The organism is Streptomyces sp. NPDC012508 (assembly GCF_042902595.1).
GTDB lineage: Bacteria > Actinomycetota > Actinomycetes > Streptomycetales > Streptomycetaceae > Streptomyces.
The window spans coordinates 259,838-284,629 of sequence record NZ_JBIBEO010000009.1; the positions used below are offsets into that span (position 1 = coordinate 259,838).

Consider the following 24,792-nt stretch of genomic DNA (forward strand, 5'->3'; position numbering starts at 1 on the left):
TCGTGCCGGCTACGCGGCCTTCGCCTTCGTGGCGTACATGTCCACGTACTCCTGGCCGGACAGCCGCATCACCTCGGACATCACCGAGTCCGTCACGGCCCGCAGCACATAGCGGTCCCGGTCCATCCCCTCGTACCGCGAGAACTCCATCGGCTCGCCGAAGCGGACCGTCACCCGGCCCGGCCGGGGCAGCCCCGCCCCGCCCGGCTGGATCTTGTCGGTACCGATCATCGCGAACGGCACCACCGGCGCGCCGGTCATCAGCGTCAGCCGCGCGATGCCGGTACGGCCCCGGTAGAGCCGGCCGTCGGGGGAGCGGGTGCCCTCCGGGTAGATGGAGAAGATCCTGCCCTCCTCCAGGACGCGGCGGCCGGTCATCAGCGCCGCGACACCGCCCCGGCCGCCGTCGCGGTCCACCGGGATCATGCCGACGCTGGTGAAGAACCAGGCCATCAGCCGGCCCTTGAAGCCCTTGCCCGTGACGTACTCGTCCTTGCCGATGAAGAAGACCGGGCGGTCCGTGCAGATCGGCATGATCATCGAGTCGATGAAGGTGAGGTGGTTGCCCGCCAGGATCACCGGACCCGTCCCGGGGATGTTCTCGGCACCTTCCACACGTGGGCGGAACATCAGACGCAGGATCGGTCCGAGCACTGCCTTGATGAGTGCGAGACGGGACAACGGTTCCTCCGGTGTCGGGGGCGGGGCGGCGTCGAACGGGGGCCGTGCAGGTGAGGACGATACTCGCGGGTCATGGTCGTGCGCACATCGGGTTCACCGAGTGGATACACAGTGTTGACGTGTGTTTCCGCCATGTTCGACCAGGGTCTGCCGCAGGTAAGGGGTGACTGCCTACGGTCGGAGCGTCGTTTGACAGGTGCGGGACATCACATCGAAGGAGCCTTCATGACACAGGGTGCGCACGGCAGCCCGGCTCGGCGGACGGTCCTCGGAGCGGCGGGCGCGGCGGTGACGGGCGTGGCGGGAGCCGCCGTCCTCGGCGCCTCCTCGGTCCTCGCCGCGGGCAACGCCCAGGCCGCGGAATCGAACGGCGCGGGCCGCGGGCACGGCCACCGCTCCCTCCCCGTCCCCACCGTCATCGCCCACCGCGGCGCGAGCGGCTACCGCCCCGAGCACACCCTCGGCTCCTACCAGCTCGCCCTCGACCTCGGCGCGCACGTGATCGAGCAGGACCTCGTCCCCACCAAGGACGGACACCTGGTCTGCCGCCACGAGAACGACATCACCGGGACGACCGATGTCGCCGACCACCCCGAGTTCGCCTCGCGCAGGACCACCAAGTCCGTCGACGGCGTCTCGTACACCGGCTGGTTCACCGAGGACTTCACGCTCGCCGAGCTCAAGACCCTCCGTGCCAAGGAGCGCATCCCGGGCACCCGCCAGGAGAACACGCTGTACGACGGCCGCTGGCAGATCCCGACCTTCGAGGAGGTGCTGCGCTGGGCCGAACGGGAGGGCCGCCGTCGCGGCCGCGACGTCTGGCTGCATGTCGAGACCAAGCACCCCACCTACTTCCGCTCCCTCGGCCTCGGCCTGGAGGAGCGCCTCGCCACGCTGCTGCGCCGGTACGGGCGTCACCGCGCCGACTCCCCGGTCTTCCTCCAGTCCTTCGAGCCCAGCAGCATCCAGCGCCTGGCGAAGCTGGTGAACTCCCCGCGGGTCGTGCTGCTCTCGGCCGCCGGCAGCCGGCCCTGGGACTTCGTCCAGGCGGGCGACCCGCGCACGGTCGCCGACCTGGTCACGCCCGAGGGCCTGCGCTGGATCGCCTCGTTCGCACAGGGCATCGGACCCACCCTCGACCTGGTCATCCCGCGTGACGCGAGCGGCCGCCTCGGCACCCCGACCACGCTGGTGCGCGACGCGCACGCGAAGGGCCTGATCCTCCACCCGTACACCCAGCGCAACGAGAACAGCTTCCTGCCGGCCGAGTTCCGCCGTGGCACGGACCCGAACGCCTACGGAGACGTCTTCGGCGCCCTGAAGACCTACCTGGCGACGGGCATCGACGGCATCTTCTCCGACAACCCGGACACGGCCCTCCTGGCGGTGTCCGACCTCTGATCCGTCGTGTGACCGTCATGTGATCCGTCGCGGGAGTGCGTCGCCCGTTGCCGTGCTCCGCACACGCCCAGGACCCTGGGCCAGGACCACGGCAACGGCACCCGCCCGAGTGGTTTGACCCCAGGACCGCAACCACCCCCGGCAGCTCCCGCATCGTGCCGTGCATGACCCCCACCGACCGCCACCTCCTCCGCACCCTCGCCCCGCTGCTCGCCGCCGAGTCCAGTGCGGAGGCCTCCGCCGCCGGCGTCGAGGCGAGCGACCTCGAACAGGCCGTCTGGCTCAAGCTCCTCGAACGGCTCCAGGACGACGCGGCACCGAGCCACCCCGCCGACTGGCTCCGCCGAGCCGTCCGCGCCGAAGCCCGCCGCGCCCGGCGCGCCGCCCTGCGGGAACGCCCGTACCGCGGCGAGGAGGCCACCGAGCCGCACGACTCTCCCGAGAGCTCCGCGCTGACGACCGAACGCCGTCGCGCCGTGCGCGCCGCCGTCCGCCGGACCCCCGGCCACTGCCCGCGTCTGCTCACCGCGATGCTCGACCCGGCCGACCCCACCTACCGGGAAATCGCAGGGGAGTTGGGTATCTCACAGGGCAGTCTGGGGCCGATGCGTTCCCGATGCCTGGGATGCCTGCGCAGAATGCTGGCCTCAGAGGTTCCCGCGGCGACCCCGAGGGGAAGGGTGCGGGAGACCGACCGATGGACCAGGTGAGCGGGAGGCATGCGCACATGGGCATGAGCGTGACCATCTCAGCCGCGGACGCACAGGACGCGGAGCACATACTCAAGCTGCAGTACCTCTGTTACCAGAGCGAGGCCGAGCTCTACGGCGACTACTCGATCGAGCCCCTCACCCAGACCCTGGACGCCCTGCGGGCCGAACTGGCCCAGGGCCACGCGCTCGTGGCGCGCCTCGGCGACGAGATCGTCGCCTCCGTACGCGGGCGGGTCGACGAGGCCGGAACCGTACGGATCGCCAAGCTCATCGTCCACCCGCGCATGCAGCGCCACGGGCTCGGCGGCCGGCTGCTCGACGCCATCGAGGGCCACTTCGCCGCCGACCCGGCGCCCACCGCCAAGCGCTTCCAGCTCTTCACCGGCCACCGCAGCGAGCGGAACCTGAGGCTCTACCGCAGCAAGGGGTACGAACAGGTCGCCGCGCGCGAGATCGGCCCCCGGCTCACGCTCGTGACCCTGGAGAAGGCCGCCTAGGCCCGGCGCCCATGCCTAGGCGGTCGCCCGCGACCGCCGCAGCCACCAGATCCCGGTCACCGGCAGGAGCACCGGGATGAAGATGTAGCCGTAGCCGTAGTCCGACCAGACCGTGGCGTCGGGGAACGCGGACGGGTCGGCCAGCGTCCAGGTCCCCACGGTCAGCACGCCCACCAGCTCGGCGGCGCAGCACACCAGCGCCGCCCTGCGGGCCGTCTCCCCGCCCCTGACCAGCGTGTACGTGATGAAGGCGTACACCACGGCGGCCACCGCCGACAGCGCGTACGCGAGCGGCGCCCGGTCGAACTCGGTCGCGATCTGGTAGATCGAGCGCGAGACCGCGCCCACCGACATCACGCCGTACAGCCACACCAGCAGCATGCCGGGGCCCTTGACCAGGCGGCCGGCTCCCTCGGTCGCGCTCATCAGCCCACCGTCCAGATGTCGAAGAGGCGGACCTCGAGGACCGCGAGCACGACACCGCTCGCCGCCACCGTCGCCGAGCCCCAGCGGCTCCGCTCGCTGAGCGACATGAAGGCGGCCGCGGGCACCGCGCACAGCGAGCCCAGGAGATAGGCGACGAAGATCGTCGTGCCCTCCTCGGCCTTCTCGCCGCGCGACAGCTGCACGATGCCGACGATCAGCTGCACCAGTGCGAGGAACGTCACCACGGCCATGCCGATGAAGTGCCAGTCCTTGGTCGGCTGGTCGCGGGAGAAGGCGAAGCCGCACCAGGCGGCGAGGGCGAGCGCGGCCACCGAGACCGCGACCGTCAGGGCGTCAAGCATGGGCCCGAGGGTATTACGGGCCAAAAGACCCGATGCGCTCGCCCCCCACCCGCCCCGCAGGGTCGAGACCCATGAAGATGCGCGCCGAAGCCCTCCTGTTCGACAACAACGGAACCCTCGTCTCGTCCATGGCGTCCGTGGACCGCTGCTGGACGCGGTAGGCCGGGGGTACGGGATGTCGGCCGAGGACTTCGCCCGCGTCGAGCGCACGGGCGGCCCGCCGCCGAGGTCATCGCCGAGCTGCTGCTCGCGGCCAGGGTGCCCGACGCCCTGCGCCGGATCGAGGAGCTGGAGGTCGAGGACGGCCCCGGCGGGGTCGAGCTGCTGCCCGGCACCAAGGAACTGCTCTCCTCGCCGCCCGCTGCCCGCCGCTTGCCGCCCGCCGGCCGCTGGGCCGTCGTCACCTCCGTGACCCTCCCCCCCCAGAGCTGACGCCTAGGGACCCCCAGCTCGGCGGGGCGCGGCTGCGTGAGGCCGGGGTCGACTTCCCCGTCATGGTGGCCGCCGACGACATCACCCGCGGCAAGCCCGACCCCGAGCCCTTCCCGTTCGCCGCCGCGAAGCTGGCGTCGACCCGGTCGCCTGCGTGGTCTTCGAGGACGCTCCCGCGGCCTCGTCGCCTGCGCGCCGCAAGCATGCGGACCGTGGCCTTGGCCACAACCCACGACCGTTCCTGGCTCGACGCCGATGTCGTCGTGACCGACCTGTCGGAGGTATTCGCGCAGGCCACCGACGGGGGAGTGGAGGCCACCGCCGGGGTGTGACGGCAGGTCGGGGGTGTCCGCATGATGTCTCAACGATGTCCGCTATACGGACACCCCCGATTCGGCCGAAGGGGTGCGTGCTTTACTTGCAGACATGACCACGACGAGCAGCCGCACCCTTGCGACCGAGGCGATCACGACGCCCGGTGCTCGTTGTCTGTGTCGAATGTGCGCCATCTGAGGGCCCCCGCCGAGCCTCGCGCCCCGAAGCGAGACCCCGACGGCCGAGCCGATCCGCCCGCCGAAACCGGCGCCGGACCGTGCCCGCCCCGCGCACGCGCTGCCTTCCGGTTCACCCACCGGAGCCGGCCCATCTGCGCCTGACTGTCCGAACGACGAATGCCCCGTGCCCGGCGGACCCCGCGCCGCGCACTCGACAGTGACGGAAACCCCTGTGATCACCACTTCGGGCCTGACAAAGGTCTATGAGTCGCGAGGCCGCCAGGTCACCGCTCTGGACGGTGTCGACCTCCATGTCCGCGAGGGCGAGGTGTTCGGCGTGATCGGCCAGAGCGGCGCCGGAAAGTCCTCGCTCATCCGCTGTGTCAACCTCCTGGAGCGCCCCACCTCCGGCACCGTGACGGTGGACGGCGTCGACCTCACCGCACTCGCCGCCACGGGCCGCCGCGCCGGCAAGGACCTGCGCCGCGCCCGCAGCAGCATCGGCATGGTCTTCCAGCACTTCAACCTGCTGTCCTCCCGCACGGTCAAGGACAACATCGAACTCCCCCTGGAGATCCTCGGCGTCTCCGGCGCCGAGCGCACCCGCCGTGCGCTGGAGCTCCTCGACCTCGTCGGCCTCGCCGACAAGGCGAAGGCCTACCCCGGTCAGCTCTCCGGCGGCCAGAAGCAGCGCGTCGGCATAGCCCGCGCCCTGGCCGGCAACCCCAAGGTCCTGCTCTCCGACGAGGCCACCAGCGCGCTCGACCCGGAGACCACCCGCTCCATCCTCCAGCTGCTGCGCGACCTCAACCGGCAGCTCGGCCTCACCGTCCTGCTCATCACGCACGAGATGGACGTCGTCAAGACGATCTGCGACTCGGCCGCGCTGATGCAGAAGGGCCGGATCGTCGAGTCCGGCACCGTGAGCGAACTGCTCGCCACCCCCGGCTCCGAGCTGGCCGCCGAGCTCTTCCCGGTCAGCGGCGCCCCCACCGGGCCCGACCGCACGGTCGTCGACGTGACCTTCCACGGCGAGGCCGCCACCCAGCCGGTGATCTCCCAGCTCTCCCGTACGTACAACATCGACATCTCGATCCTCGGCGCCGCCATGGACACCGTGGGCGGCAAGCAGATCGGCCGGATGCGGATCGAACTGCCCGGCCGGTACGAGGAGAACGTCGTCCCCGTCGGCTTCCTGCGCGAGCAGGGCCTCCAGGTCGACGTCGTCGAAGAGGAGACCGCGCCGGAGGCGGCGCCCGTGCTCGTCAAGGAAGGTGCCAAGTGACCTGGTCGGAGATGCAGCCCCTCCTCGAACAGGGCACGGTCGACACCCTCTACATGGTCCTGTGGGCCACGGTCGTCACGATCGCCGGCGGACTGCCGCTCGGCATCCTCCTTGTCCTCACGGACAAGGGCGGCCTGCTGCAGAACACCGTCGTCAACAAGGTCGTCGGCGTGATCGTGAACATCGGCCGCTCGCTGCCGTTCATCATCCTGCTGATCGCCCTGATCCCCTTCACGACCTTCGTGGTCGGCACCTTCATCGGCCCCACCGCGATGATCGTGCCGCTCGCCATCGGCGCCATCCCGTTCTTCGCGCGCCTCGTCGAGACCGCGATCCGTGAGGTCGACCACGGCCTGGTCGAGGCCGTCCAGTCCATGGGCGGCTCCGTGACCACGATCGTGCGCAAGGTGCTGCTGCCGCAGGCCCTGCCCTCGCTGGTCTCCGCCGTCACCACCACCGTCATCGTGCTCATCGGCTACTCCGCGATGGCCGGCGCGGTCGGCGGCGAGGGCCTCGGCTCGAAGGCCATCACCTACGGATACCAGCGCTTCGACACCCAGTTCATGCTGGTCACCGTCGTCGTCCTGATCGCGATCGTCACCGTGGTCCAGCTCATCGGCGACCTCGCCGTCCGCCTCCTCGCCCGCCGAGGCCGCACCGCCTGACCCACGGCGCCACCCCAGACTTCGTCCTTCGAAGAAGAGCCCGGACTTGTTGTCCAGGCGTCCACCGCACCACCGGAAAGAGGCACTCTTCGTGCGTAAGAACATCAAGCTCACCGCCGGTATCGCCGCCACCGCCGCGCTCGCCCTGGGCCTCACCGCCTGCGGCACCGCGTCGGACCCGTCCTCCGCGAAGGACGGCGCCGGCTCCGCCGACAAGCCGCTCGTCGTCGCCGCGTCCCCGACGCCGCACGCCGACATCCTGAACTACGTCAAGGACAACCTCGCCGCGAAGGAGGGCCTGAAGCTGGAGGTGAAGGAGTTCACGGACTACGTCCTGCCGAACACCGCCACCGAGTCCGGCCAGGTCGACGCCAACTTCTTCCAGCACAAGCCGTACCTCGACGACTTCAACAAGAAGAACAACACCCACATCGTCCCGGTGGTCAACGTCCACCTGGAGCCGCTCGGCCTCTACTCCAAGAAGGTCAAGGCCCTCTCGGACATCAAGGCCGGCCAGACCATCGCCGTCCCCAACGACACCACCAACGGCGGCCGCGCGCTCCAGCTGCTCGCCGAGAACGGTCTCATCAGCCTGAAGGACGGCGTCGGCACCAACGCCAAGCTCTCCGACATCACGGACAAGAAGGGCCTGGAGTTCAAGGAGCTGGAGGCCGCCACCGTGCCCCGCGCCCTGAACGACGTGGACGCCGCCGTCATCAACGGCAACTACGCCATCGAGGCCAAGCTCTCGCCCGCCAAGGACGCCATCGCCCTGGAGAAGGCGGACGGCAACCCGTACGCCAACTTCCTCGCCGTCAAGGAGGGCAACGAGAAGGACGCGCGCGTGCAGAAGCTCGTCAAGCTCCTCAACTCGCCCGAGGTGAAGAAGTACATCGAGGACACGTACACCGGCTCGGTCGTCCCGGCCTTCGGCGCCGTCGCCAAGTAAGGCCCGTCGCACCGTCCTTGCGACGGGAGTCCGCAGTACAGTTCCTTACGACGAAGGCCCCCGCACCCCGTCCGGTGCGCGGGGCCTTCGCCGTGTCCCGCCGTGTCACGCCGTATCTGACGCCACATCGGACCCGGCCATGCACACCGGCGACTGCATGCTGCATGCTGTGCGTTCACGGTCGATTCGGACGGTCCACGGCATGGAGCTGCGCATGACTACCACCTTTCCGGACATCTCCATCAACACGGACCGGTTGGTGCTGCGCGCGCTCGAAGAGGCGGACGCGCCCGCCCTCACCGAGATGATGAACGACGAGATGGTCGCGGCCTGGACGGCCGTCCCCCAGCCCTTCACCGAGGACGGCGCGCTCCGCTGGATCACCGAGTACGCCCCCGCCGAACGCGAAGCCGGCCGGGGCCTCGACCTCGCCGTCACCGAGTTCCTCACCCAGCGCCTCGTCGGCATCATCCAGCTGGGCAGGACCAATTGGCATGTCCGGTCCACCGAGATGTCGTACATCGTCGCGCCCTGGGCCCGCGGCGAGGGATACGCCTCCGAAGCCGCCCTCGCCACCGCCCAGTGGCTCTTCGGCGACCAGGGGTTCGAACGTATCGAGCTGCGCACCGCGGCCGACAACACCGCCTCCCAGCAGGTCGCCCAGAAGATCGGCTGCATCAGCGAGGGTGTCCTGCGCGGCGCCTGCATAGCCCGCACCCGCACCGAGGACGGCACCTGGGCCGACCTCCGCACCGACTTCATCGTCTGGGGACTGCTCCCCGAGGACCTCGAAGGCGTCGCCGACCAGATGGCGGAGGCCGGCTACTCCTCCTTCACCGACTGGAGCTGAGCCCGCAACCGAAGCCGGGTACCCTCGACACGCCCCCGACCTGCGACAAGACCTCAGGAGACAGACGACGATGGCCGACCGGGTCACGGTGATCGGCTGGGACGGCTCGCCCCTCACCCCAGCGGCCCGGTCCGCGCTCTCCGCCGCCACGCTCGTGGCCGGCGCCGCGCACCACCTCACCCTGCCCGAGGTCCCGCCGGGAGCCGAGCGCATCCGTCTCGGCAGCGTCGACCTCGCCGCCCGCCGCATCGCGGGCCACCGCGGTACCGCCGTCGTCCTCGCCGACGGCGACCCCGGCTTCTTCGGCGTCGTCCGCACCCTGCGCGCCCCCGAGCACGGCCTGGAGGTCGAGGTCGTCCCGGCCGTCTCCCCGGTCGCCGCCGCCTTCGCCCGCGCCGGCATGCCCTGGGACGACGCCCGGATCGTCGTCGCCCACCAGCGCACCCTGCGCCGCGCCGTCAACGTCTGCCGCGCCCACCCCAAGGTCGCCGTCCTCACCTCGCCCGGTGCCGGACCCGCCGAACTCGCCCTCCTGCTCGACGGCGTCCACCGCACCTTCGTCATCTGTGAGGAGCTCGGCACCGACCGCGAGCAGGTCACCGTCCTCACCTCCGACAAGGCCGCCGACCACGCCTGGCGCGACCCCAACGTCGTCATCGTGATCGGCGGCACGGCCGGCGCCCCGCCCGGAGGCTGGCTCATGGGCCAGGAGACCCCCGCCGTACGCGGCTGGGCCCTGCCGCCGGACGACCCTGCCGCCGCGCGCGGAGGCAGCGGCGAGGACCCCACCCTGCGCGCCGCCCAGCTCGCCCGCCTCGGCCCCCGCGTCGGCGACCTCGTCTGGGACATCGGCTGCGGCGGCGGCGCGCTCTCCGTCGAGGCCGCCCGCTTCGGCGCCGCCGTCATCGCCGTGGACGCCGACCCGGACGCCTGCGCCCGCACGGAGGCCGCCGCCCGCCGTCACGGCGTCCAGCTCCAGGCCGTACGGGGCCGCGCCCCGCACGTCCTCGAACGGCTCCCCGAACCCGATGTCGTACGGATCGGCGGCGGCGGCGTGCCCGTCGTCACCGCCTGCACCGACCGCCGGCCCGAGCGGATCGTCGCCCACGCCTCCACCCGCGACGAGGCCGAGGCCATCGGCGCCGCCCTCACCGAGGGCGGCTACACCGTCGAATGCGCGCTGCTGCAGAGCGTCGGACTCGACCCCGGCGACTGGTCGGAACGCGACCGCTCCGTCGTCTTCCTGCTCTCCGGACGCCGGTCGACCTCCCCTTAGCCGCGCCGGGGGGACCCCCACCCGTGATCGACCCGCCCACCCGGCCAGGTAGGCTGGCCGATCGTCGTACCGCACCCGGACCTTCGGCCATTTGTTCGCCAATGTCCGGAAGTAGTGACCGCTTTGGGTCGCTGATGTGGTACGGAGCGACCGGGGGACGCGCGACGTGGCGCAGTCCACAGCAAACCGTGGCGGATCCGCCTGTCATGACGGCCGATGGCCGCGACAATGCTGGGGTGTCCGCGCGTCATTCGTGCCGCACGGCGCGCACGCTCGTTCTTGTTGACGGGCGAAGGTCTGAAGGAGCACAACCGATGGGCGAGGGGTACGCATGACGGACACCGGCCAGGTCCCCGGCGAGGGGCTGCCGGAGAACGCAGGCATGGTCGAGCAGCCGGGCATCCCCGCTCCGGGCGCGTACACCTTCCTGGACCCCTCCGAGAGCGCAGCCGACGACGACGATCTGCTTCTGATGCCCGGCGCGCAGGGCGCGTGGAGCGAGCACCAGCCCGGCTCCGTACCCGCGCCGCCGGTCGCCGTCCCCGCCCAGGTTCCCGCGCAGGGCATGATGCCGGGCCAGCTGCCGCCGTCCGGTGACCCGCTCACCGACCCGCTGGCCGGACCGATCGCCGACGCCCTGGCCGCCCAGACCCCGATGGCCGCCCCGGCCGCCCCCGTCGCCCACGAGGCCGTCTCCACCCCCGCGCACGGTGTCCCGATGGCCCCGGAGGCCGCGCACGGCATGCCCGTGGCGCCCGAGAACGTCCACCACGGCATCTCGACCCCCGCGCACGGCGTGCCGGTGCCCGTCGAGTCCGGTCAGATCCTCTCCACCCCCGCCCACGGCGTACCCGTGGCGCCCCAGGAGCCGTACGGGGCCGAGGTCGTGACCGACCACGGCTACGAGCCCGGGATCCTCGACACCGGCGCCCACGAGGCCGCCGGCCGCGACTCCGGTTCGGTGGACCTCGGTGGCGTGCGCGTGCCGCCGCCGGCCTCCGTCCCGGCCGCGCCGCCCGCCCGCCGCCCCCTGCACATGGGCCCGCCGGTGCCGGAGAACAACGGGGGAGTCGTACGGTCCCTCGCCGACCGCGGCCCCGCCTCCGCCGTCCAGGCACCCGCGCCCATGGCCGCGCCCGCGCCTTCCCCCGTCGCCGCGACGGCGCCCATCCCCGTCCCCAGCCGGGTCGCGGGTCCGCCGACGACCGGCCCCGAGTACCTCGACGTCCCCCAGGAGCAGCCGGCCGGCCCGGTCGCGCCCCAGCTCGGCGAGATGCAGCCGCAGGGCGGCGTTCCCTGGGACCCGCAGCCCCAGATGCACGGGCAGCAGCCGACGCCCGCAGAAACGGTCGGTCAGTTCGTCCAGGTCGAGGGCACCGTCCCGACGACCCCGCACCTGGCGCCGACACCGGCCGCCGAACAGCCGCCGGCCGAGGCCCCCGTTGCCGAGGAGCCCGCCGCCGAAGAGCCCGCCGAGGCTCCGGTGGAGGTCCCCGCTCCCGTGGAGGTGCCCGCTCCGGCCGAGGCGCTCGTGGAGGAGCCCCCTGTGGTCGTCCCGGCGCCGCGCGACGGCGGACCGGCCGCCGCCGTACCCGTACCGCCGGCCGAGGAAGCCGCCGCCGAGGCGGCGCAGGAGCCCGAGGCCGCGGCCGAGGCCCCCGTCGAAGCCGAGGCCCCCCTCGAAGCCGAGGTCGTGGCCCAGGCCGTCGCCGAGCCGGTGGCGGAGGAGCCGGTCACCCAGGAGCAGGTCACCCAGGAGCCGGTGGCCGAGGAGCCGGTGGCCGAGGAGCCCGCGGCGGCGGAACCGGTCGCCGAGCAGGCGGAGCCGGCCGAACCGGTCGAGCACGTCGAGCCGGTCGAAGCGGCCCCCGCGGAGGAGCCCGTGGCGGAGGCGCCGACCGACGAAGCGGTCGAGGTCGCCGAGCCCGCCGTCGAGGCGGCCCCGGTCGCCGAGGAGACCGCCGCCGAGGAGACCGCCGTCCAGGAGCCGGCTGTCGACGAGCCCGTCGCCGAAGAGCCCGCGGTCGAGCAGCCGGGCCCGGACGAGGCCCTCGCCGACGAGACCGTCGCCGAGGCAGCCGACTCCGAGGCCGCGGACGCCGAAGCAGCCGACCCGGAGGCCGGGGACGCCGAGGCGGCCGATGTCGAGGCAGCGGACATCGAGGCAGCGGACATCGAGGCAGCGGACATCGAGGCGGAGGACATCGAGGTGTCCGGCGGCGACGAGCCCGTCGGCGCCCCGGCGCCCGGGTACGACGACGCCGAGCGCGAGGCCGTGCTCCGCGTCATGCGTGAACGCCGCGACATCCGCAACGGCTTCCGCTCCGACCCGATCCCGCACGAGGTGCTGCTCCGCGTCCTGGAGGCCGCCCACACGGCCCCCAGCGTCGGCCACTCCCAGCCCTGGGACTTCGTCGTCATCCGCTCCGCCGAGACCCGCCGGAGCATGCACGAACTCGCCCAGCGCCAGCGCGAGGCCTACGCCAAGTCGCTGCCGAAGGCCCGGGCGAAGCAGTTCAAGGAACTGAAGATCGAGGCCATCCTCGACACCCCGGTCAACATCGTCGTGACCGCCGACCCCACGCGGGGCGGCCGGCACACCCTCGGCCGCTACACGCAGCCGCAGATGGCCCCGTACTCCTCGGCCCTCGCCGTCGAGAACCTCTGGCTCGCCGCCCGCGCCGAGGGCCTCGGCGTCGGCTGGGTCAGCTTCTTCGACGAGCGCGAGATGGTGCGCTCCCTCGGCCTGCCCGAGCACCTCGAAGTCGTCGCGTACCTGTGTGTGGGTTACGTCGACGAGTTCCCCGAGGAGCCCGAGCTGATGCAGGCGGGCTGGTCCAAGCGCCGCCCGCTGTCCTGGGTCGTCCACGAGGAGACGTACGGCCGCAGGGCGCTGCCCGGCGAGGAGCCGCACGACCTGCTCCAGGAGACCGTCGCCAACATCCGCCCCCTGGACGCCAAGGCGCTCGGCGAGGCGTGGGAGCGGCAGAAGCGCATGACGAAGCCCGCCGGGGCCCTCGGCATGCTGGAGATCATCGCCGCGCAGCTCTCCGGGCTCTCCCGGATGTGCCCGCCGCCGATCCCCGAGCCCGCGGCCGTCGCGATCTTCGCCGGCGACCACGGCGTGCACGCCCAGGGCGTCACCGCATGGCCCCAGGAGGTGACCGGCCAGATGGTCGCGAACTTCCTCGGCGGGGGAGCGGTCTGCAACGCCTTCGCGAACCAGGTGGGCGCCGAGGTCTGTGTCGTCGACGTGGGTGTCGCCTCGGACCTGCCCGCCACGCCCGGTCTGCTGCCCCGCAAGGTCCGCGCCGGTACGGGTGACTTCACGACCGGTCTCGCGATGACCCGCGAGGAGGTGCTCGCCGCGATCGAGGTGGGCATCGAGACCGCCCGGGACCTCGTGGCGGCGGGCAACAAGGCCCTGCTGACCGGCGAGATGGGCATCGCGAACACCACCGCGTCCGCGGCGCTGATCTCCGTGTACACGGGGGTCGACCCGGTCGAGGTGACCGGTCGCGGCACCGGCATCAACGACGAGATGCACGCCCGCAAGGTGGACGTGGTCCGCCGCGCCCTCGACCTCCACAAGCCGGACCCGGCGGACCCGGTCGGCGTCCTCTCGGCGGTCGGCGGCCTGGAGCACGCGGCGCTCGTCGGCCTGATCCTGGGCGCGGCCTCGCTGCGTACCCCGGTCGTCCTGGACGGCGTCTCGACGGGCGCGGCGGCGCTCGTGGCCCGTGCGATCGCGCCCGAGTCCCTGGCGGCCTGCATCGCGGGCCACCGCAGCGCCGAGCCGGGCCATGTGGCGGCGCTCAACAAGCTGGGCCTGCGCCCCCTGGTCGACCTCGACCTCCGCCTCGGCGAGGGCACCGGTGCCCTGCTGGCCCTCCCGATCGTCCAGAGCGCGGCCCGCGCGATGCACGAGGTCGCGACGTTCGACTCGGCAGGCGTGACGGAGAAGTAGCCGGCGGCCCGGGCCCTCGGCGGCCCGGGCTCCGCCGCCCCCCCGCTGTCGTGGGCAGTCGCTCCGCCGGGGGAGGTCGAGGGACCGGAGCGGCGCCGCTCCGGTCCGTCCACCACGGGTCGGGGCCTCTCGGCAGGGACATCCGTCACAGGCCGCCCACCCCCGGTGACCGATATCGTGGGCACCGATCACCGCACTGATCACCGCACCGCGCCCCACCAGCCGCTTCACCGCCGCAGCGGCCCCTACCCCGCCCCTCCGAGGAGCCGCACACCCATGGCCGACCCCGTCGAGACCGCCGCGTACCCCGCCTACCCCGTCGGACTCCGCCTCTCCGGCCGGCGCGTCGTCGTCCTCGGCGGCGGCCAGGTCGCCCAGCGCCGGCTCCCGGCCCTGATCGCGGCAGGCGCCGACGTCACCCTGATCTCCCCGTCCGCGACCCCGTCCGTAGAGGCGATGGCCGAGGCCGGCGAGATCGCCTGGGTCAAGCGCCGTTACGAGGGCGGGGACATGGCCGACGCCTGGTACGCCCTCGTGGCCACCAGCGACCCCGTCGCCAACGCCGCCGCGTCCGACGAGGCCGAGCGGACCAGGACCTGGTGCGTGCGCTCCGACGACGCCGATGCGGCGACCGCCTGGACCCCGGCCACGGGCCGCAGCGAGGGTGTGACCGTCGCGGTGCTCACCGGCCACGACCCGCGCCGCTCCGCGGCCGTGCGGGACGCGATCGTCGAGGGCCTGCGGGACGGTTCCCTCGCGGCCCCGCCGCACCGTTCCCGTACCCCCTTCGTGGCGCTGGTGGGCGGCGGCCCCGGCGACCCCGACCTGATCACGGTCCGCGGCCGCCGGCTGCTCGCCGAGGCGGACGTGGTCATCGCCGACCGTCTCGGCCCCCGGGACCTCCTCGACGAGCTGCCCCCGCACGTCGAGGTGATCGACGCGGCGAAGATCCCGTACGGCCGGTTCATGGCGCAGGAGGCCATCAACAACGCGCTGATCGAGCACGCCAAGGCGGGTAGGTCGGTGGTACGGCTCAAGGGCGGCGACCCGTTCGTCTTCGGCCGTGGCATGGAGGAGGCCCAGGCGCTGGCGGCGGAAGGTATCGCCTGCACCGTCGTCCCCGGCATCTCCAGCTCGATCTCCGTCCCCGGCGCGGCCGGCATCCCGGTCACGCACCGCGGAGTGGCCCACGAGTTCACCGTCGTCAGCGGCCATGTGGCGCCCGACGACCCGCGCTCCCTCGTCGACTGGGCGTCGCTCGCCAAGCTCACCGGCACGCTGGTGATCCTGATGGGCGTCGACAAGATCGGGAAGATCGCCGAGGCGCTCGTCGCGCACGGCAAGTCCCCCGAGACACCGCTCGCCCTCGTCCAGGAGGGCACCACGGCCACCCAGCGCCGCGTGGACGCCACGCTGGCCACGGTCGCGGAGACCGTGAAGGCCCATGAGGTCCGCCCGCCGGCCGTGATCGTCATCGGCGACGTGGTCGCCGAGGGCCCTGACAAGCTTGTGAAGTAACCCGCGACCAGGGGCGTTCGAACCCCCCGTCGCACACATTGGCACCGCACCCCGGACAAGGCAGTATCACCTCGTGGCCGAACTCATCACGATCGACGATCCCGACGACCCGCGCCTGCGCGACTACACCGGCCTGACCGATGTGGAGCTGCGCCGCAGGCGCGAGCCCGCCGAGGGTCTGTTCATCGCCGAGGGCGAGAAGGTCATCCGCCGGGCCAGGCAGGCCGGGTACGAGATGCGGTCGATGCTGCTCTCCGCCAAGTGGGTCGACGTCATGCGCGATGTCATCGACGAGGTTCCGGCGCCCGTGTACGCGGTGCAGCCGGAGCTCGCCGAGCGCGTCACCGGATACCACGTGCACCGCGGGGCCCTCGCCTCCATGCAGCGCAAGCCGCTGCCGAGCGCCGAGGACCTGCTCCGTACGACTCGCCGGGTCGCCGTGATGGAGTCGGTCAACGACCACACCAACATCGGCGCCATCTTCCGCAGCGCGGCGGCCCTCGGCATGGACGCGGTGCTGCTGTCGCCGGACTGCGCGGACCCGCTGTACCGCCGGTCCGTGAAGGTCTCCATGGGCGCGGTCTTCTCCGTCCCGTACGCCCGTCTGGACACCTGGCCGCGCGGCCTGGAGGCGGTACGGGAGGCGGGCTTCAAGCTGCTCGCCCTCACGCCGGACGAGAAGGCCTCCCCGATCGACGTGGCCGCCCCGCACAAGCTCGAACGGGCGGCGCTGATGCTCGGCGCCGAGGGCGACGGCCTGTCCACGCAGGCGCTGCGCGCGGCGGACGAGTGGGTGCGCATCCCGATGGCGCACGGCGTCGACTCGCTCAACGTGGGCGCGGCGGCGGCCGTGGCCTTCTACGCGGTGGCGAGCGGCCGCCCGCAGGACTGACCGCCCCCCCCCGGCACCCAGGCCGGAACGGACTCGCGGTCTAGCCCTGGAGGGCCTGCGCGGCGGCGATCCCCAGGGCGACGACCAGCGTCACCACGACGAAGACGAAGAGCCGCTGCCGCAGCAGCCGCGGATTGGCCGGCCGGCGCCCGGTCGAGGTCGTGCGCGCGCCGCCGGGCCGCGAGGGGACGGGACGCCCGTTCGGCCGGGACTGCGACGCACGCGCGGATCCCCCGCCCGTACGGGGCCCGGACGGCCGGGAGGCAGCGCCCTGGTCCCGCCCCTGCGTCGTGCGCTCGGTGTACCGCTCCGTCGGCCGGCTGCCGGTCGACTGCTCCGTACGCTCCCGCTGTACTGGCGGACGCCCCGCGGGCAGCCCCTGCGCCTCGCGGGCGGCGATCTCCTTGAGCCGCATCGACAGCTGGAGCGTGCTGGGCCGGTCCTCGGGATCCTTGGCCAGACACGCCCTGACGAGCGGGGCCAGCGCGTCCGGTACGCCGCTGAGCTGCGGCTCCTCGTGGACCACCCGGTAGAGCATGACCTCCGAACTGCCGTGCCCGAACGGCGAGTCCGCCATCGCCGCGTACGCCAGCGTGGCGCCGAGCGAGAAGACGTCCGTGGCCGGGGTGACGGCCGCGCCGCGCACCTGCTCCGGCGCGAGGAAGCCGGGGGAGCCGACGGCCGTTCCCACGTGGGTGAGGGTGCTGGCGCCGGTGGCCCAGGCGATGCCGAAGTCGATGATCCGCGGGCCCTTGGGCGACAGCAGGATGTTCGAGGGCTTGAGGTCCCGGTGGACGACCCCGGCCTCGTGGACGGCGACCAGGCCCTCCGAGAGCGCCGCCCCGATCGCGGCCACGTCGGCGGCCCGCAACGGACCCTCCTCGGCGACCCGGTCGTGCAGCGACGGGCCGGGCACGTACTGGGTGGCGAACCACGGGCGGTCGGCCTCCAGGTCGGCGGCGACCAGCCGGGCCGTGCAGCCGCCCCGGATCCGGCGGGCCGCGGAGACCTCGCGCGCGAAACGCGACCGGAACTCCTGGTCCTCGGCCAGATCAGGCCGGATCACCTTCAGCGCCACCCGCTGCCCGCGCCGGTCCGACCCCAGATACACGACCCCCATCCCGCCGGCCCCGAGCCGGCGGTGGAGCCGGAACGACCCGACGATCCGCGGATCCTCGCGCCGGAGCCGCATCATCGCCATGTCCGTCCCCTCGTCCGTTCGACGTGGCACAGCTTACGTATCGACGACCCGGTGTGCTCATAGGCCGCGCCCTCGCGCGGGGATCGATTGTCAGTGCTGGGGAGGACACTTGAGGGGTGGTCAGGACGGCGGCGCGGCCGCCCGTCCGGGCCGCGGGATTCTCCAACATCCAATCGCAGAAGGGGGATTCGGCCGATGAAGGGTGATCGCGTGGAGATAGTCGTGGACGCGGGGGACACGACACGGACGTACGAAGTGGTGGCAAGCCGGGCGGGCCGGAGGGTGGAGACGGCCGTACGGCGAGGGGTCGTGGAAGTGAGCGAAGTCACGCGCACGGGGGTGGTCGTCCGGACGGCCCGATTCATGGCGAGCCGGGTCCTCGCACTGGTCGAACAGCCGGTCCCTCTCAGGGAAGACCCTCAGAACTAGCCCGGACCCTCCACCCTGGGGAGTACGCCGAACGGTGTTCGTCATCCTCCGGGAGGCCCGGAGATCGGTACGCGGGCATGACGTCCGGCCGCCGTCCGCTCCCTAATGTTGAAGTCAAGCGGCGGGTGAGCACTCGTCCCCCGAGGTCAACACCCGCCGCTGCCAGACACGACAGGAGAGGGCCCATGGCGTACTCGGCACCGCGGATCAGCACCCGACCTTCGGGCCGCCGTCACCCCCTGGTGGCGACCGCCATGGTCCTCCCTCTCGCGACCCTGCTGGTCGTCGCCTTCGGCGGCTGGGACGCAGTGGTCACACAGGCGTCGTCCGTGGGCGTGATGCTGGGGCGCTGAGCGGCGCCCCGGACCCGGGAGAGCGGCCCGGGTCGGGGACATCCCGGCCAACAACCCCGTGGGGACGGGGGTGCGGCGGACGGCAGCGTGTGGCCGGTCAGCTGGGGAGCTGACCGGCCCTCGCGCTTTCCCTGGGGCGCTGGTCGCGGCCCCCGAACCCGCCGGGCCGTCGCGGCAGCGCGTACGCTCCCCGCGTGGAGCACGCCGAACTCGAACAGCTGAGCGCGCTCGCGCGCGACGCCGCGCACCGGGCGGACGCCGCCTGCCCGTGCGCCTCGCACACCCGGACCGTCCTCGCCGACCGGGACGACGGCACCGTCGTCCGCCACGGGGCGGTCGTCGTCAAGGCCCACGCCCCCGGCACCGACCCCGAAGAGCACGCGGCCCGCATCGCCGTCGCCGCCCTCGGAGCGCTGGACGGCATCCTGCTCCCGCCCCACACCCCCTCCCCGGGCCACGGCCACCCCATGGGCACCCTCGACGCCCGCCCGCTCACCACCTGGCCCTACGGTGCCCCCGTCGACCCGGACGATCCCGACGCCGCGCCCTGGGAGGACGCCGCCCGGCTCCTCGCCCGGCTGCACCGCACCCCGCCGCCCCCCGGCCTCCCGCCCATGCGCGCCCCGGCCAAGGCGGCCCTCGCCGTCGAACGGATGCGCCGCTCCGGCGCGCCCCGCGCCGCCGTCGAGACCGTGCTGCGCGCCTGGCGCACCCTCCCCGAGGGGCCGGTGGACAGCCGCCTCCTCTGCCATGGCGACTTCCACCTGGGCCAGCTCGTGCGCGACCCCCGCGCCCCCGAACGCCCCTGGGTCCTCATCGACGTGGACGACCTCGGCCTCGGCGACCCCGCCTGGGACCTGGCACGGCCCGCCGCCTGGTTCGCCGCCGGCCTCCTGCCCCCGGACGTCTGGTCCCGCTTCCTCGACGCGTATGTGCAGGCCGGAGGCCCTGCCGTCGCCGCCGAAGATCCCTGGGTCCAACTCGACGTCCCCGCCCGCGCCCTGACCGTCCAGACGGCGGCGCTCGCCCTCGCCAAGTCCACCGCCGAGCAGCGCCCCCTCGACGAGGTCGAGCACGTGATGATCGACACGTGTGCCCGAATCGGCTCGCTCCGAACCGAGTTGGCCCGGCCTGCGTCCCCCTAAGCTGAAAGCACCAACCGAACGGCAGGGAGTTGAGCCGACCATGCAGTGTCCCAAGTGCCATGCAGCGATGCACACGTACAACCGCAACGGCGTCCAGATCGAGCAGTGCAGCGGATGCCGGGGGATATTCCTGGACTACGGCGAGCTCGAGGCCCTGACCCGGCTCGAGTCCCAGTGGGTGCAGCAGGCCCCGCCCGCGCCCGCCCCGCCGGCCTACCCGGCGCACGGTGCCCCCGCCGCCCCCGCCTGGGGCGCCCCGCACCACGGCGGCCACCACGGCGGCCACCACCACCAGCGCGGCTTCGGTCGGATGCTCTTCTCCTCCTGAGAAGCGGCGGACACGACGGAGCCCCCGGTCGCAAGAGGCGACCGGGGGCTCCGTCGTACAGTGCGCGATACTGGGATTGAACCAGTGACCTCTTCCGTGTCAGGGAAGCGCTCTCCCGCTGAGCTAATCGCGCGGGACGGTCCCAAACCATACAGGACCAGGGGTTACTGCGTGCTGCGTGCGCGATACTGGGATTGAACCAGTGACCTCTTCCGTGTCAGGGAAGCGCTCTCCCGCTGAGCTAATCGCGCGGGACGGTCCATGCGGACCGGATCTTCGGTTGTTCTGCGTGCGCGATACTGGGATTGAACCAGTGACCTCTTCCGTGTCAGGGAAGCGCTCTCCCGCTGAGCTAATCGCGCTTGGAGGTGGAGACGGGATTTGAACCCGTGTAGACGGCTTTGCAGGCCGTTGCCTCGCCTCTCGGCCACTCCACCAGGAGTGAATACGGGGGGTCGGGAAGATCCCCCACATCGAGCGGACGACGAGATTCGAACTCGCGACCCTCACCTTGGCAAGGTGATGCTCTACCAACTGAGCCACGTCCGCTTGTCGTTTCCGTTCCGCTTGCGCGTCCCGGCGACGTGTTGAACTCTAGCGGATTCCTGGGCCAGCACAAAAACGCGTTTCCGCAGCGTGCTGAGCTGCGCACTGAGCCGGGTGGCCGAGAGCGTTCGCGCGACGTTCACTCCCCGTGTCCCCGAGGTGGCGCGCAGCCGCCCTCGGAGGAGCCTCCGCACCGGACGCCCCGCCGCCCCCTCCCGCCCGCCTAGACTCGATCTGTGCACGACCTTGCTCCTCTGGCCCGCTTCGGCGGCCTCGTCGCGACCGACCTGCGGGACGTCACCAGCGACCCCGCGGCCCTGGACTCCGCCGGCTTCTGGGCCGTCTCCGCGGACTTCGAGGGCCGTCTGACCTGCGCCCGCTTCGGTGACGTACGGGTCGACCCCGTCCCCGCTCCCGTCCCGGGCGCCTGGCGCGGCCCCGCCGCCGACGACTGGACGTCGTCCCTCGACCACGCCGCGTACACCGCGGGCGTCCGCCGCATCCGCGAGCACATCGCGCGCGGCGAGGTCTACCAGGCGAACCTCTGCCGTGTGATGTCCGCGCCGCTGCCCGACACCGACACGGCCGACGTGGACGCCCTCACCGCGCTGCTGGCGCGCGGCAACCCCGCTCCCTACGCCGGAACGATTCGGCTGCCCGCCCACGGGGTGGAGATCGCCACCGCGTCCCCCGAGCTCTATCTGCGCCGCACGGGCACCACCGTCGAGTCCGGCCCCATCAAGGGCACCGGGCGCACCGCCGAGGACCTGCTCGAGAAGGACCACGCCGAGAACGTGATGATCGTGGACCTCGTACGGAACGACCTCGGCCGGGTCTGCGCCACTGGTTCGGTCACCGTCCCCGAGCTCTGCGCCGTCGAACCGCACCCGGGCCTGGTCCATCTCGTCTCCACCGTTCGCGGCGAGCTCGACGAGAAGGCGGGCTGGCCGGAGCTGCTCGCCGCCACCTTCCCGCCCGGCTCCGTCACGGGCGCCCCGAAGTCGAGCGCCCTGCGGATCATCGAGGCCCTGGAGACCATGCCCCGTGGCCCGTACTGCGGTGGCATCGGCTGGGTCGACGCCGACCGCCGCACCGCCGAGCTCGCGGTCGGCATACGGACCTTCTGGATCGACCGTCCCGAGGGTGTGCTCCGCTTCGGCACCGGCGCCGGCATCACCTGGGGCTCCGACCCCGAGCGGGAGTGGGCGGAGACCGAATTGAAGGCGTCCCGTCTGCTGGCGGTAGCGTCGGGCGCGTACGAGGCGAGCGGAAAGGCCATATCTCGATGAAACTCTGGGTCAACGGCGGACTGCGCGACGCGGAGGAAGCCCAGGTGTCCGTCCTGGACCACGGGCTGACGGTCGGCGACGGCGTCTTCGAAACGATCAAGGCCGTACGCGGCGAGACCTTCGCCCTCACCCTCCACCTGGAGCGCCTCACCCGCTCGGCGCGCGGCCTGGGCCTGCCCGACCCCGACCTCGACGAGGTCCGCCGCGCCTGCGCCGCGGTCCTGGAGGCCAACCCCATGGAGCTCGGCCGGCTCCGCATCACGTACACCGGCGGCCTCTCCCCCCTCGGTTCCGAGCGCGGAGACGCCGGTGCCAGCCTCGTCGTGGCCCTCGGCGAGTCCGGCCGGCGCCCCGACTCCACCGCCGTGATCACGGTCCCCTGGACCCGTAACGAGCGCGGCGCGCTCACCGGCCTGAAGACCACCTCGTACGCCGAGAACGTCGTCGCCCTCGCCAGGGCACGTGAACAGGGCGCCTCCGAGGCGCTGTTCGCCAACACGGTCGGGCAGCTCTGCGAGGGCACCGGCTCCAACGTCTTCGTCGTGCTCGACGGCCGCATCCACACCCCGCCCGTCTCCTCCGGCTGCCTCGCCGGCATCACGCGCGCCCTCGCGGTCGAGTGGACCGGCGCGATCGAGACCGACCTGCCGCTGGACGTCCTGGAGAGCGCCCAGGAGATCTTCCTGACCTCGACCCTCCGTGACATCCAGGCCGTGCACCGGGTCGACGACCGCGAACTGACCCCCGCCCCGGGGCCGGTCACGGCCAAGGCGATGCGGATCTTCGACGAGCACGCGGCGGCCGACAGGGACCCGCACGCGCGATAAAGGGATGACGGACGGCCGCCGGGGTGGGGTAGAACACCGGTGATGACCACCACCCTGCGGCCGGCCGAGCCGCTTCAGCAGACCCCCGACGGCGGACGCGCTCGTGTCTACGACGTCTGTGTGAACAGCCGCCGCGTCGGCTCCGTACGCCTCTCCACCGCAGCCGGCTTCGGAACCGGCGCCGGTGTGATCGAGAGCCTCGGCATCGACGAGAAGGACCGCCGTCGCGGCCGGGCCACGGTCGCCGCGCTCGCCGCCGAGGAGGTGCTGCGCGGCTGGGGGTGCGGCGAGGTCCAGATCTCCGTACCGGTGCGGGCGGAGGCGGCGCTGCGGATGGCGGAGGCCCTCGGCTACACCGAGCGCAGCCGGAACATGGTCAAGGAGCTCCCGGCGGAGCCGCCCGCGCTGCCGCCCGGTCTTGAGGTCCGCCCCATGACGGAGGCGGAGTTCGGGCCGTGGGAGGCGGACGCCCGGGAGGGCTTCGCGCGGAGCTGGATCGAGCGGGGCGTGCCCGAGGACCAGGCCCGCGCCAAGTCCGACTCCAGCCACCGCGAGCTGCTGCCGCAGGGCCTGCGCTCCCCGGGGGCGGCGATCAGCGTGGCGGTACGGGACGGAGAGACCGTCGGTCTTGTCTGGACGGGTGCCCGCGAGCTGGAGCCGGGGATCCAGGGGCGGTACGTCTACAACATCGAGGTCGTCGAGGGGCACCGGGGCCGAGGCTACGGCCGCGCCCTGATGCTGCTCGCCGAGCGGGACTCGCTCGGCGCCGGAGAGCGCCTGCTCGGACTCCATGTCTTCACCGGCAACACCCCGGCGATCCGGCTCTACGAGTCGCTCGGCTACCGGACGACCCACGTCAACAGCTACAAGGCGCTGCTCTAGCCGTCCTGGCGGAGGGCTGTCAGCCGGCGAGCAGCCGGTCGGCGATCTCCTCGATGCGCGCGCGCAGACCGTCCTGGCTCTGGCCGCCGTCCAGGCGCTCGCCGCCGACGACATAGGTCGGCGTACCGGTGACCTTGATCGCCTTGCCCTCCGCCTGGTCGGCGTCGACGGTCAGCAGATGCCGTCCGTCGATCAGGGCGGTGTCGAACTCCTCGGCGTCCAGGCCCAGTTCGCGCGCGATGTCCAGGAGGACCGGCTCGCCGCGCTCGCCCAGCTCCTCGGTCCTGGCCAGCAGCGCCTCCACGTACGGCCAGCCCTTGCCCTGGTCGATCGCCTCCTCCGCGGCCTGCGCGGCGGCGTAGGCGTGCTTGTGCTTCTCCAGCGGGAAGTGCCGCAGCTGTACGTCGATCCGGTCGCCGTACGTGTCGCGCAGCGCGCGCACGTCGTCGAGCGCACGGAAGCAGTCGGGGCACTGGAGGTCGAACCAGGCCTCCACGGTGACGGTGGAGGCGGACGGGGTGGTGGAGTCGCTCATGGGAGCAGTCTTCCAGCCTCCGCCGGCACGGCCCAACCGGGACCTGGGGAGGAGATCCGTCCGGGGCGACCCGGAGATCTCCCTGAGGTCCGCCCCGCGGCATGGCCGTGGGCCGCCTCGGCGGTGCAGGATGGAAGGGACGTATCGCCCTGGCGCAGGAGGATCGCATGCTCGCCGAGACCATCTTTTCCGCGGTGTCCGTGGCGGGCCTGGGCATCGCCGCGATCACGGCGTACCGCAAGCGGTTCCTCGCCGCGGCGCGGATCGCCGCCTACTCCCTCGTGCCGATCGGCCTGGTGATGACCGGGGCGGTGGAGTGGGCCTTCGACACGGCCTTCAGCCCGACCGCCTGGGCCGGTTTCGGCGTGCTCGGCGTGGCCTGGCTGCTCTTCATGTCCACCCGCGCCGTCGAGCGGCGCAGGTCGGGGCGCCAGGAGGCCGTGCAGGCCGAGAAGGGGGAGCGGCCCGGCGCCGTCGCCCCGTCCGCCTCCGCACCCTCGCTCGGCCAGGGCCGGCGCGGTGCGGCCGCGAAGCCGCAGGGCTCGACGGCGGGGGACGACTTCAGCGACATCGAGGCGATTCTGAAGAAGCACGGGATCTGAGCTCCGCCGCATCCACGGGATGTGATGAACTCCCCCTTCCGAGGGGCGTGTTGCGGACCGTCCCACGGGGTGCTGCGCCATGATCGCCCCCGAGATGCTCGAAACCTCCCGGGATCACGCCCCCGCCCCCACCGAAGAGCCGCGCGGTTGTCTGTTCGCGCTCTCCCAGCCACCGCTGATGATCTTCCTTGCGGTGATCGGCTGTCTGCTCCTCATGGCCGCCGTGCACGACCTCTTCCTGCTGTGA

Annotated in this window: 25 protein-coding genes, 5 tRNA genes and 1 pseudogene; 21 read left to right on the top strand and 10 right to left on the bottom strand. The window is 72.6% G+C overall.

Annotation, left to right across the window (positions count from 1 at the left end; all coding sequences use genetic code 11):
- Nucleotides 1-9 precede the first annotated feature (9 nt).
- Nucleotides 10-681 (bottom strand): lysophospholipid acyltransferase family protein, encoded by a 672-nt coding sequence (locus tag ACFY8U_RS29195; protein ID WP_361438863.1) that lies wholly within the window; start codon nucleotides 679-681, stop codon nucleotides 10-12.
- A 225-nt stretch (nucleotides 682-906) separates the two neighbouring features.
- On the opposite strand from ACFY8U_RS29195, the gene ACFY8U_RS29200 reads away from it, so the two are divergent.
- The 3 genes from ACFY8U_RS29200 (at nucleotide 907) to ACFY8U_RS29210 (ending at nucleotide 3,292) form a co-directional block, all read left to right on the top strand.
- Nucleotides 907-2,082: a glycerophosphodiester phosphodiesterase gene (locus tag ACFY8U_RS29200; RefSeq protein ID WP_389575302.1), complete on the top strand. Its 1,176-nt coding sequence runs from the start codon at nucleotides 907-909 to the stop codon at nucleotides 2,080-2,082.
- Nucleotides 2,083-2,246: 164 nt separating this feature from the next.
- On the top strand, nucleotides 2,247-2,792 hold the full coding sequence (locus ACFY8U_RS29205) for a sigma-70 family RNA polymerase sigma factor (protein WP_389575303.1): 546 nt from the start codon (nucleotides 2,247-2,249) through the stop codon (nucleotides 2,790-2,792).
- 17 nt (nucleotides 2,793-2,809) lie between these two features.
- Nucleotides 2,810-3,292 (top strand): GNAT family N-acetyltransferase, encoded by a 483-nt coding sequence (locus tag ACFY8U_RS29210; RefSeq protein WP_361767792.1) that lies wholly within the window; start codon nucleotides 2,810-2,812, stop codon nucleotides 3,290-3,292.
- A 15-nt stretch (nucleotides 3,293-3,307) separates the two neighbouring features.
- On the opposite strand, the gene ACFY8U_RS29215 is transcribed toward ACFY8U_RS29210, so the two are convergent.
- Nucleotides 3,308-3,718: a hypothetical protein gene (locus ACFY8U_RS29215; protein ID WP_389575304.1), complete on the bottom strand. Its 411-nt coding sequence runs from the start codon at nucleotides 3,716-3,718 to the stop codon at nucleotides 3,308-3,310.
- Nucleotides 3,718-4,080, bottom strand: coding sequence for a hypothetical protein (locus ACFY8U_RS29220; protein WP_361438853.1), 363 nt, complete (start codon nucleotides 4,078-4,080; stop codon nucleotides 3,718-3,720). Before ACFY8U_RS29220 ends, ACFY8U_RS29215 begins: the two co-directional genes overlap by 1 nt.
- Nucleotides 4,081-4,151: 71 nt before the next feature.
- Between ACFY8U_RS29220 and ACFY8U_RS29225 the strand changes: the two are divergent.
- The 9 genes and pseudogenes from ACFY8U_RS29225 (at nucleotide 4,152) to ACFY8U_RS29265 (ending at nucleotide 16,408) form a co-directional block, all read left to right on the top strand.
- A pseudogene (locus tag ACFY8U_RS29225) lies at nucleotides 4,152-4,844 on the top strand (HAD-IA family hydrolase).
- 346 nt (nucleotides 4,845-5,190) lie between these two features.
- Entirely contained in the window at nucleotides 5,191-6,291 is a 1,101-nt protein-coding gene (locus ACFY8U_RS29230) for an ATP-binding cassette domain-containing protein (protein ID WP_361601759.1), read from the top strand.
- Nucleotides 6,288-6,956, top strand: a complete 669-nt coding sequence (locus tag ACFY8U_RS29235) for a methionine ABC transporter permease (RefSeq protein WP_389575305.1) — start codon at nucleotides 6,288-6,290, stop codon at nucleotides 6,954-6,956. The genes ACFY8U_RS29230 and ACFY8U_RS29235 overlap by 4 nt, the downstream gene beginning before the upstream one ends.
- Before the next feature lie 91 nt (nucleotides 6,957-7,047).
- The gene (locus ACFY8U_RS29240) at nucleotides 7,048-7,905 is read left to right on the top strand and encodes a MetQ/NlpA family ABC transporter substrate-binding protein (protein WP_361767801.1); all 858 of its coding nucleotides are present in this window, start codon (nucleotides 7,048-7,050) and stop codon (nucleotides 7,903-7,905) included.
- A gap of 214 nt (nucleotides 7,906-8,119) precedes the next feature.
- Nucleotides 8,120-8,755, top strand: coding sequence for a GNAT family N-acetyltransferase (locus ACFY8U_RS29245; protein ID WP_361438845.1), 636 nt, complete (start codon nucleotides 8,120-8,122; stop codon nucleotides 8,753-8,755).
- Nucleotides 8,756-8,825: 70 nt separating this feature from the next.
- Nucleotides 8,826-10,031 carry a precorrin-6y C5,15-methyltransferase (decarboxylating) subunit CbiE gene (cbiE, locus tag ACFY8U_RS29250; RefSeq protein WP_361438843.1) on the top strand — a complete coding sequence of 402 codons (1,206 nt, stop codon included), beginning with the start codon at nucleotides 8,826-8,828 and terminating at the stop codon, nucleotides 10,029-10,031.
- Between the two features lie 331 nt (nucleotides 10,032-10,362).
- Entirely contained in the window at nucleotides 10,363-13,998 is a 3,636-nt protein-coding gene (cobT, locus tag ACFY8U_RS29255) for a nicotinate-nucleotide--dimethylbenzimidazole phosphoribosyltransferase (RefSeq protein ID WP_389575306.1), read from the top strand.
- A gap of 276 nt (nucleotides 13,999-14,274) precedes the next feature.
- Nucleotides 14,275-15,516: a uroporphyrinogen-III C-methyltransferase gene (gene cobA / locus ACFY8U_RS29260; protein WP_389575307.1), complete on the top strand. Its 1,242-nt coding sequence runs from the start codon at nucleotides 14,275-14,277 to the stop codon at nucleotides 15,514-15,516.
- Nucleotides 15,517-15,589: 73 nt separating this feature from the next.
- Nucleotides 15,590-16,408 (top strand): RNA methyltransferase, encoded by an 819-nt coding sequence (locus tag ACFY8U_RS29265; protein WP_260230355.1) that lies wholly within the window; start codon nucleotides 15,590-15,592, stop codon nucleotides 16,406-16,408.
- A 40-nt stretch (nucleotides 16,409-16,448) separates the two neighbouring features.
- Here ACFY8U_RS29265 and ACFY8U_RS29270 read toward each other — a convergent pair whose 3' ends face one another.
- A complete protein-coding gene (locus ACFY8U_RS29270; protein WP_389575308.1) occupies nucleotides 16,449-17,609 on the bottom strand; it encodes a serine/threonine-protein kinase in 1,161 nt (386 codons plus the stop codon).
- Nucleotides 17,610-17,804: 195 nt separating this feature from the next.
- Between ACFY8U_RS29270 and ACFY8U_RS29275 the strand changes: the two genes are divergently transcribed.
- The 4 genes from ACFY8U_RS29275 to ACFY8U_RS29290 all read left to right on the top strand — a co-directional run bounded on the left by ACFY8U_RS29275 (nucleotide 17,805) and on the right by ACFY8U_RS29290 (nucleotide 19,864).
- On the top strand, nucleotides 17,805-18,038 hold the full coding sequence (locus ACFY8U_RS29275) for a hypothetical protein (RefSeq protein ID WP_361438833.1): 234 nt from the start codon (nucleotides 17,805-17,807) through the stop codon (nucleotides 18,036-18,038).
- Nucleotides 18,039-18,223: 185 nt separating this feature from the next.
- Complete coding sequence (locus tag ACFY8U_RS29280; RefSeq protein ID WP_361438831.1) at nucleotides 18,224-18,391, top strand: hypothetical protein; 168 nt, start codon at nucleotides 18,224-18,226, stop codon at nucleotides 18,389-18,391.
- A 194-nt stretch (nucleotides 18,392-18,585) separates the two neighbouring features.
- Nucleotides 18,586-19,536 carry a phosphotransferase family protein gene (locus tag ACFY8U_RS29285; protein ID WP_389575309.1) on the top strand — a complete coding sequence of 317 codons (951 nt, stop codon included), beginning with the start codon at nucleotides 18,586-18,588 and terminating at the stop codon, nucleotides 19,534-19,536.
- Nucleotides 19,537-19,576: 40 nt separating this feature from the next.
- Entirely contained in the window at nucleotides 19,577-19,864 is a 288-nt protein-coding gene (locus ACFY8U_RS29290; protein ID WP_361438827.1) for a zf-TFIIB domain-containing protein, read from the top strand.
- A gap of 61 nt (nucleotides 19,865-19,925) precedes the next feature.
- On the opposite strand, the gene ACFY8U_RS29295 is transcribed toward ACFY8U_RS29290, so the two are convergent.
- The 5 genes from ACFY8U_RS29295 to ACFY8U_RS29315 form a co-directional block, all read right to left on the bottom strand.
- Nucleotides 19,926-19,997, bottom strand: a tRNA-Val gene (locus ACFY8U_RS29295).
- A 46-nt stretch (nucleotides 19,998-20,043) separates the two neighbouring features.
- Nucleotides 20,044-20,115, bottom strand: a tRNA-Val gene (locus tag ACFY8U_RS29300).
- Nucleotides 20,116-20,154: 39 nt separating this feature from the next.
- Nucleotides 20,155-20,226: transfer RNA gene (locus ACFY8U_RS29305), tRNA-Val, on the bottom strand.
- Between the two features lies 1 nt (nucleotide 20,227).
- Nucleotides 20,228-20,301, bottom strand: a tRNA-Cys gene (locus tag ACFY8U_RS29310).
- Between the two features lie 39 nt (nucleotides 20,302-20,340).
- Nucleotides 20,341-20,413, bottom strand: a tRNA-Gly gene (locus ACFY8U_RS29315).
- 233 nt (nucleotides 20,414-20,646) lie between these two features.
- Here ACFY8U_RS29315 and ACFY8U_RS29320 point away from each other — a divergent pair.
- Genes ACFY8U_RS29320 through ACFY8U_RS29330 form a run of 3 tightly spaced genes read left to right on the top strand, consistent with a single transcriptional unit; the run spans nucleotide 20,647 to nucleotide 23,408 of the window.
- Nucleotides 20,647-21,699: a chorismate-binding protein gene (locus ACFY8U_RS29320; protein ID WP_389575310.1), complete on the top strand. Its 1,053-nt coding sequence runs from the start codon at nucleotides 20,647-20,649 to the stop codon at nucleotides 21,697-21,699.
- Entirely contained in the window at nucleotides 21,696-22,526 is an 831-nt protein-coding gene (locus tag ACFY8U_RS29325; RefSeq protein ID WP_389575311.1) for an aminotransferase class IV, read from the top strand. Before ACFY8U_RS29320 ends, ACFY8U_RS29325 begins: the two co-directional genes overlap by 4 nt.
- Before the next feature lie 42 nt (nucleotides 22,527-22,568).
- A complete protein-coding gene (locus ACFY8U_RS29330; RefSeq protein WP_389575312.1) occupies nucleotides 22,569-23,408 on the top strand; it encodes a GNAT family N-acetyltransferase in 840 nt (279 codons plus the stop codon).
- 19 nt (nucleotides 23,409-23,427) lie between these two features.
- Here the strand turns inward: ACFY8U_RS29330 and ACFY8U_RS29335 are convergent, their stop codons facing one another.
- Nucleotides 23,428-23,943, bottom strand: a complete 516-nt coding sequence (locus ACFY8U_RS29335) for a DsbA family protein (RefSeq protein WP_389575313.1) — start codon at nucleotides 23,941-23,943, stop codon at nucleotides 23,428-23,430.
- 167 nt (nucleotides 23,944-24,110) lie between these two features.
- Between ACFY8U_RS29335 and ACFY8U_RS29340 the strand changes: the two genes are divergently transcribed.
- Together ACFY8U_RS29340 and ACFY8U_RS29345 are read left to right on the top strand one after the other, a co-directional pair.
- Nucleotides 24,111-24,545, top strand: coding sequence for a hypothetical protein (locus tag ACFY8U_RS29340; protein WP_389575314.1), 435 nt, complete (start codon nucleotides 24,111-24,113; stop codon nucleotides 24,543-24,545).
- A gap of 79 nt (nucleotides 24,546-24,624) precedes the next feature.
- On the top strand, nucleotides 24,625-24,792 hold the full coding sequence (locus tag ACFY8U_RS29345) for a hypothetical protein (RefSeq protein WP_389575422.1): 168 nt from the start codon (nucleotides 24,625-24,627) through the stop codon (nucleotides 24,790-24,792).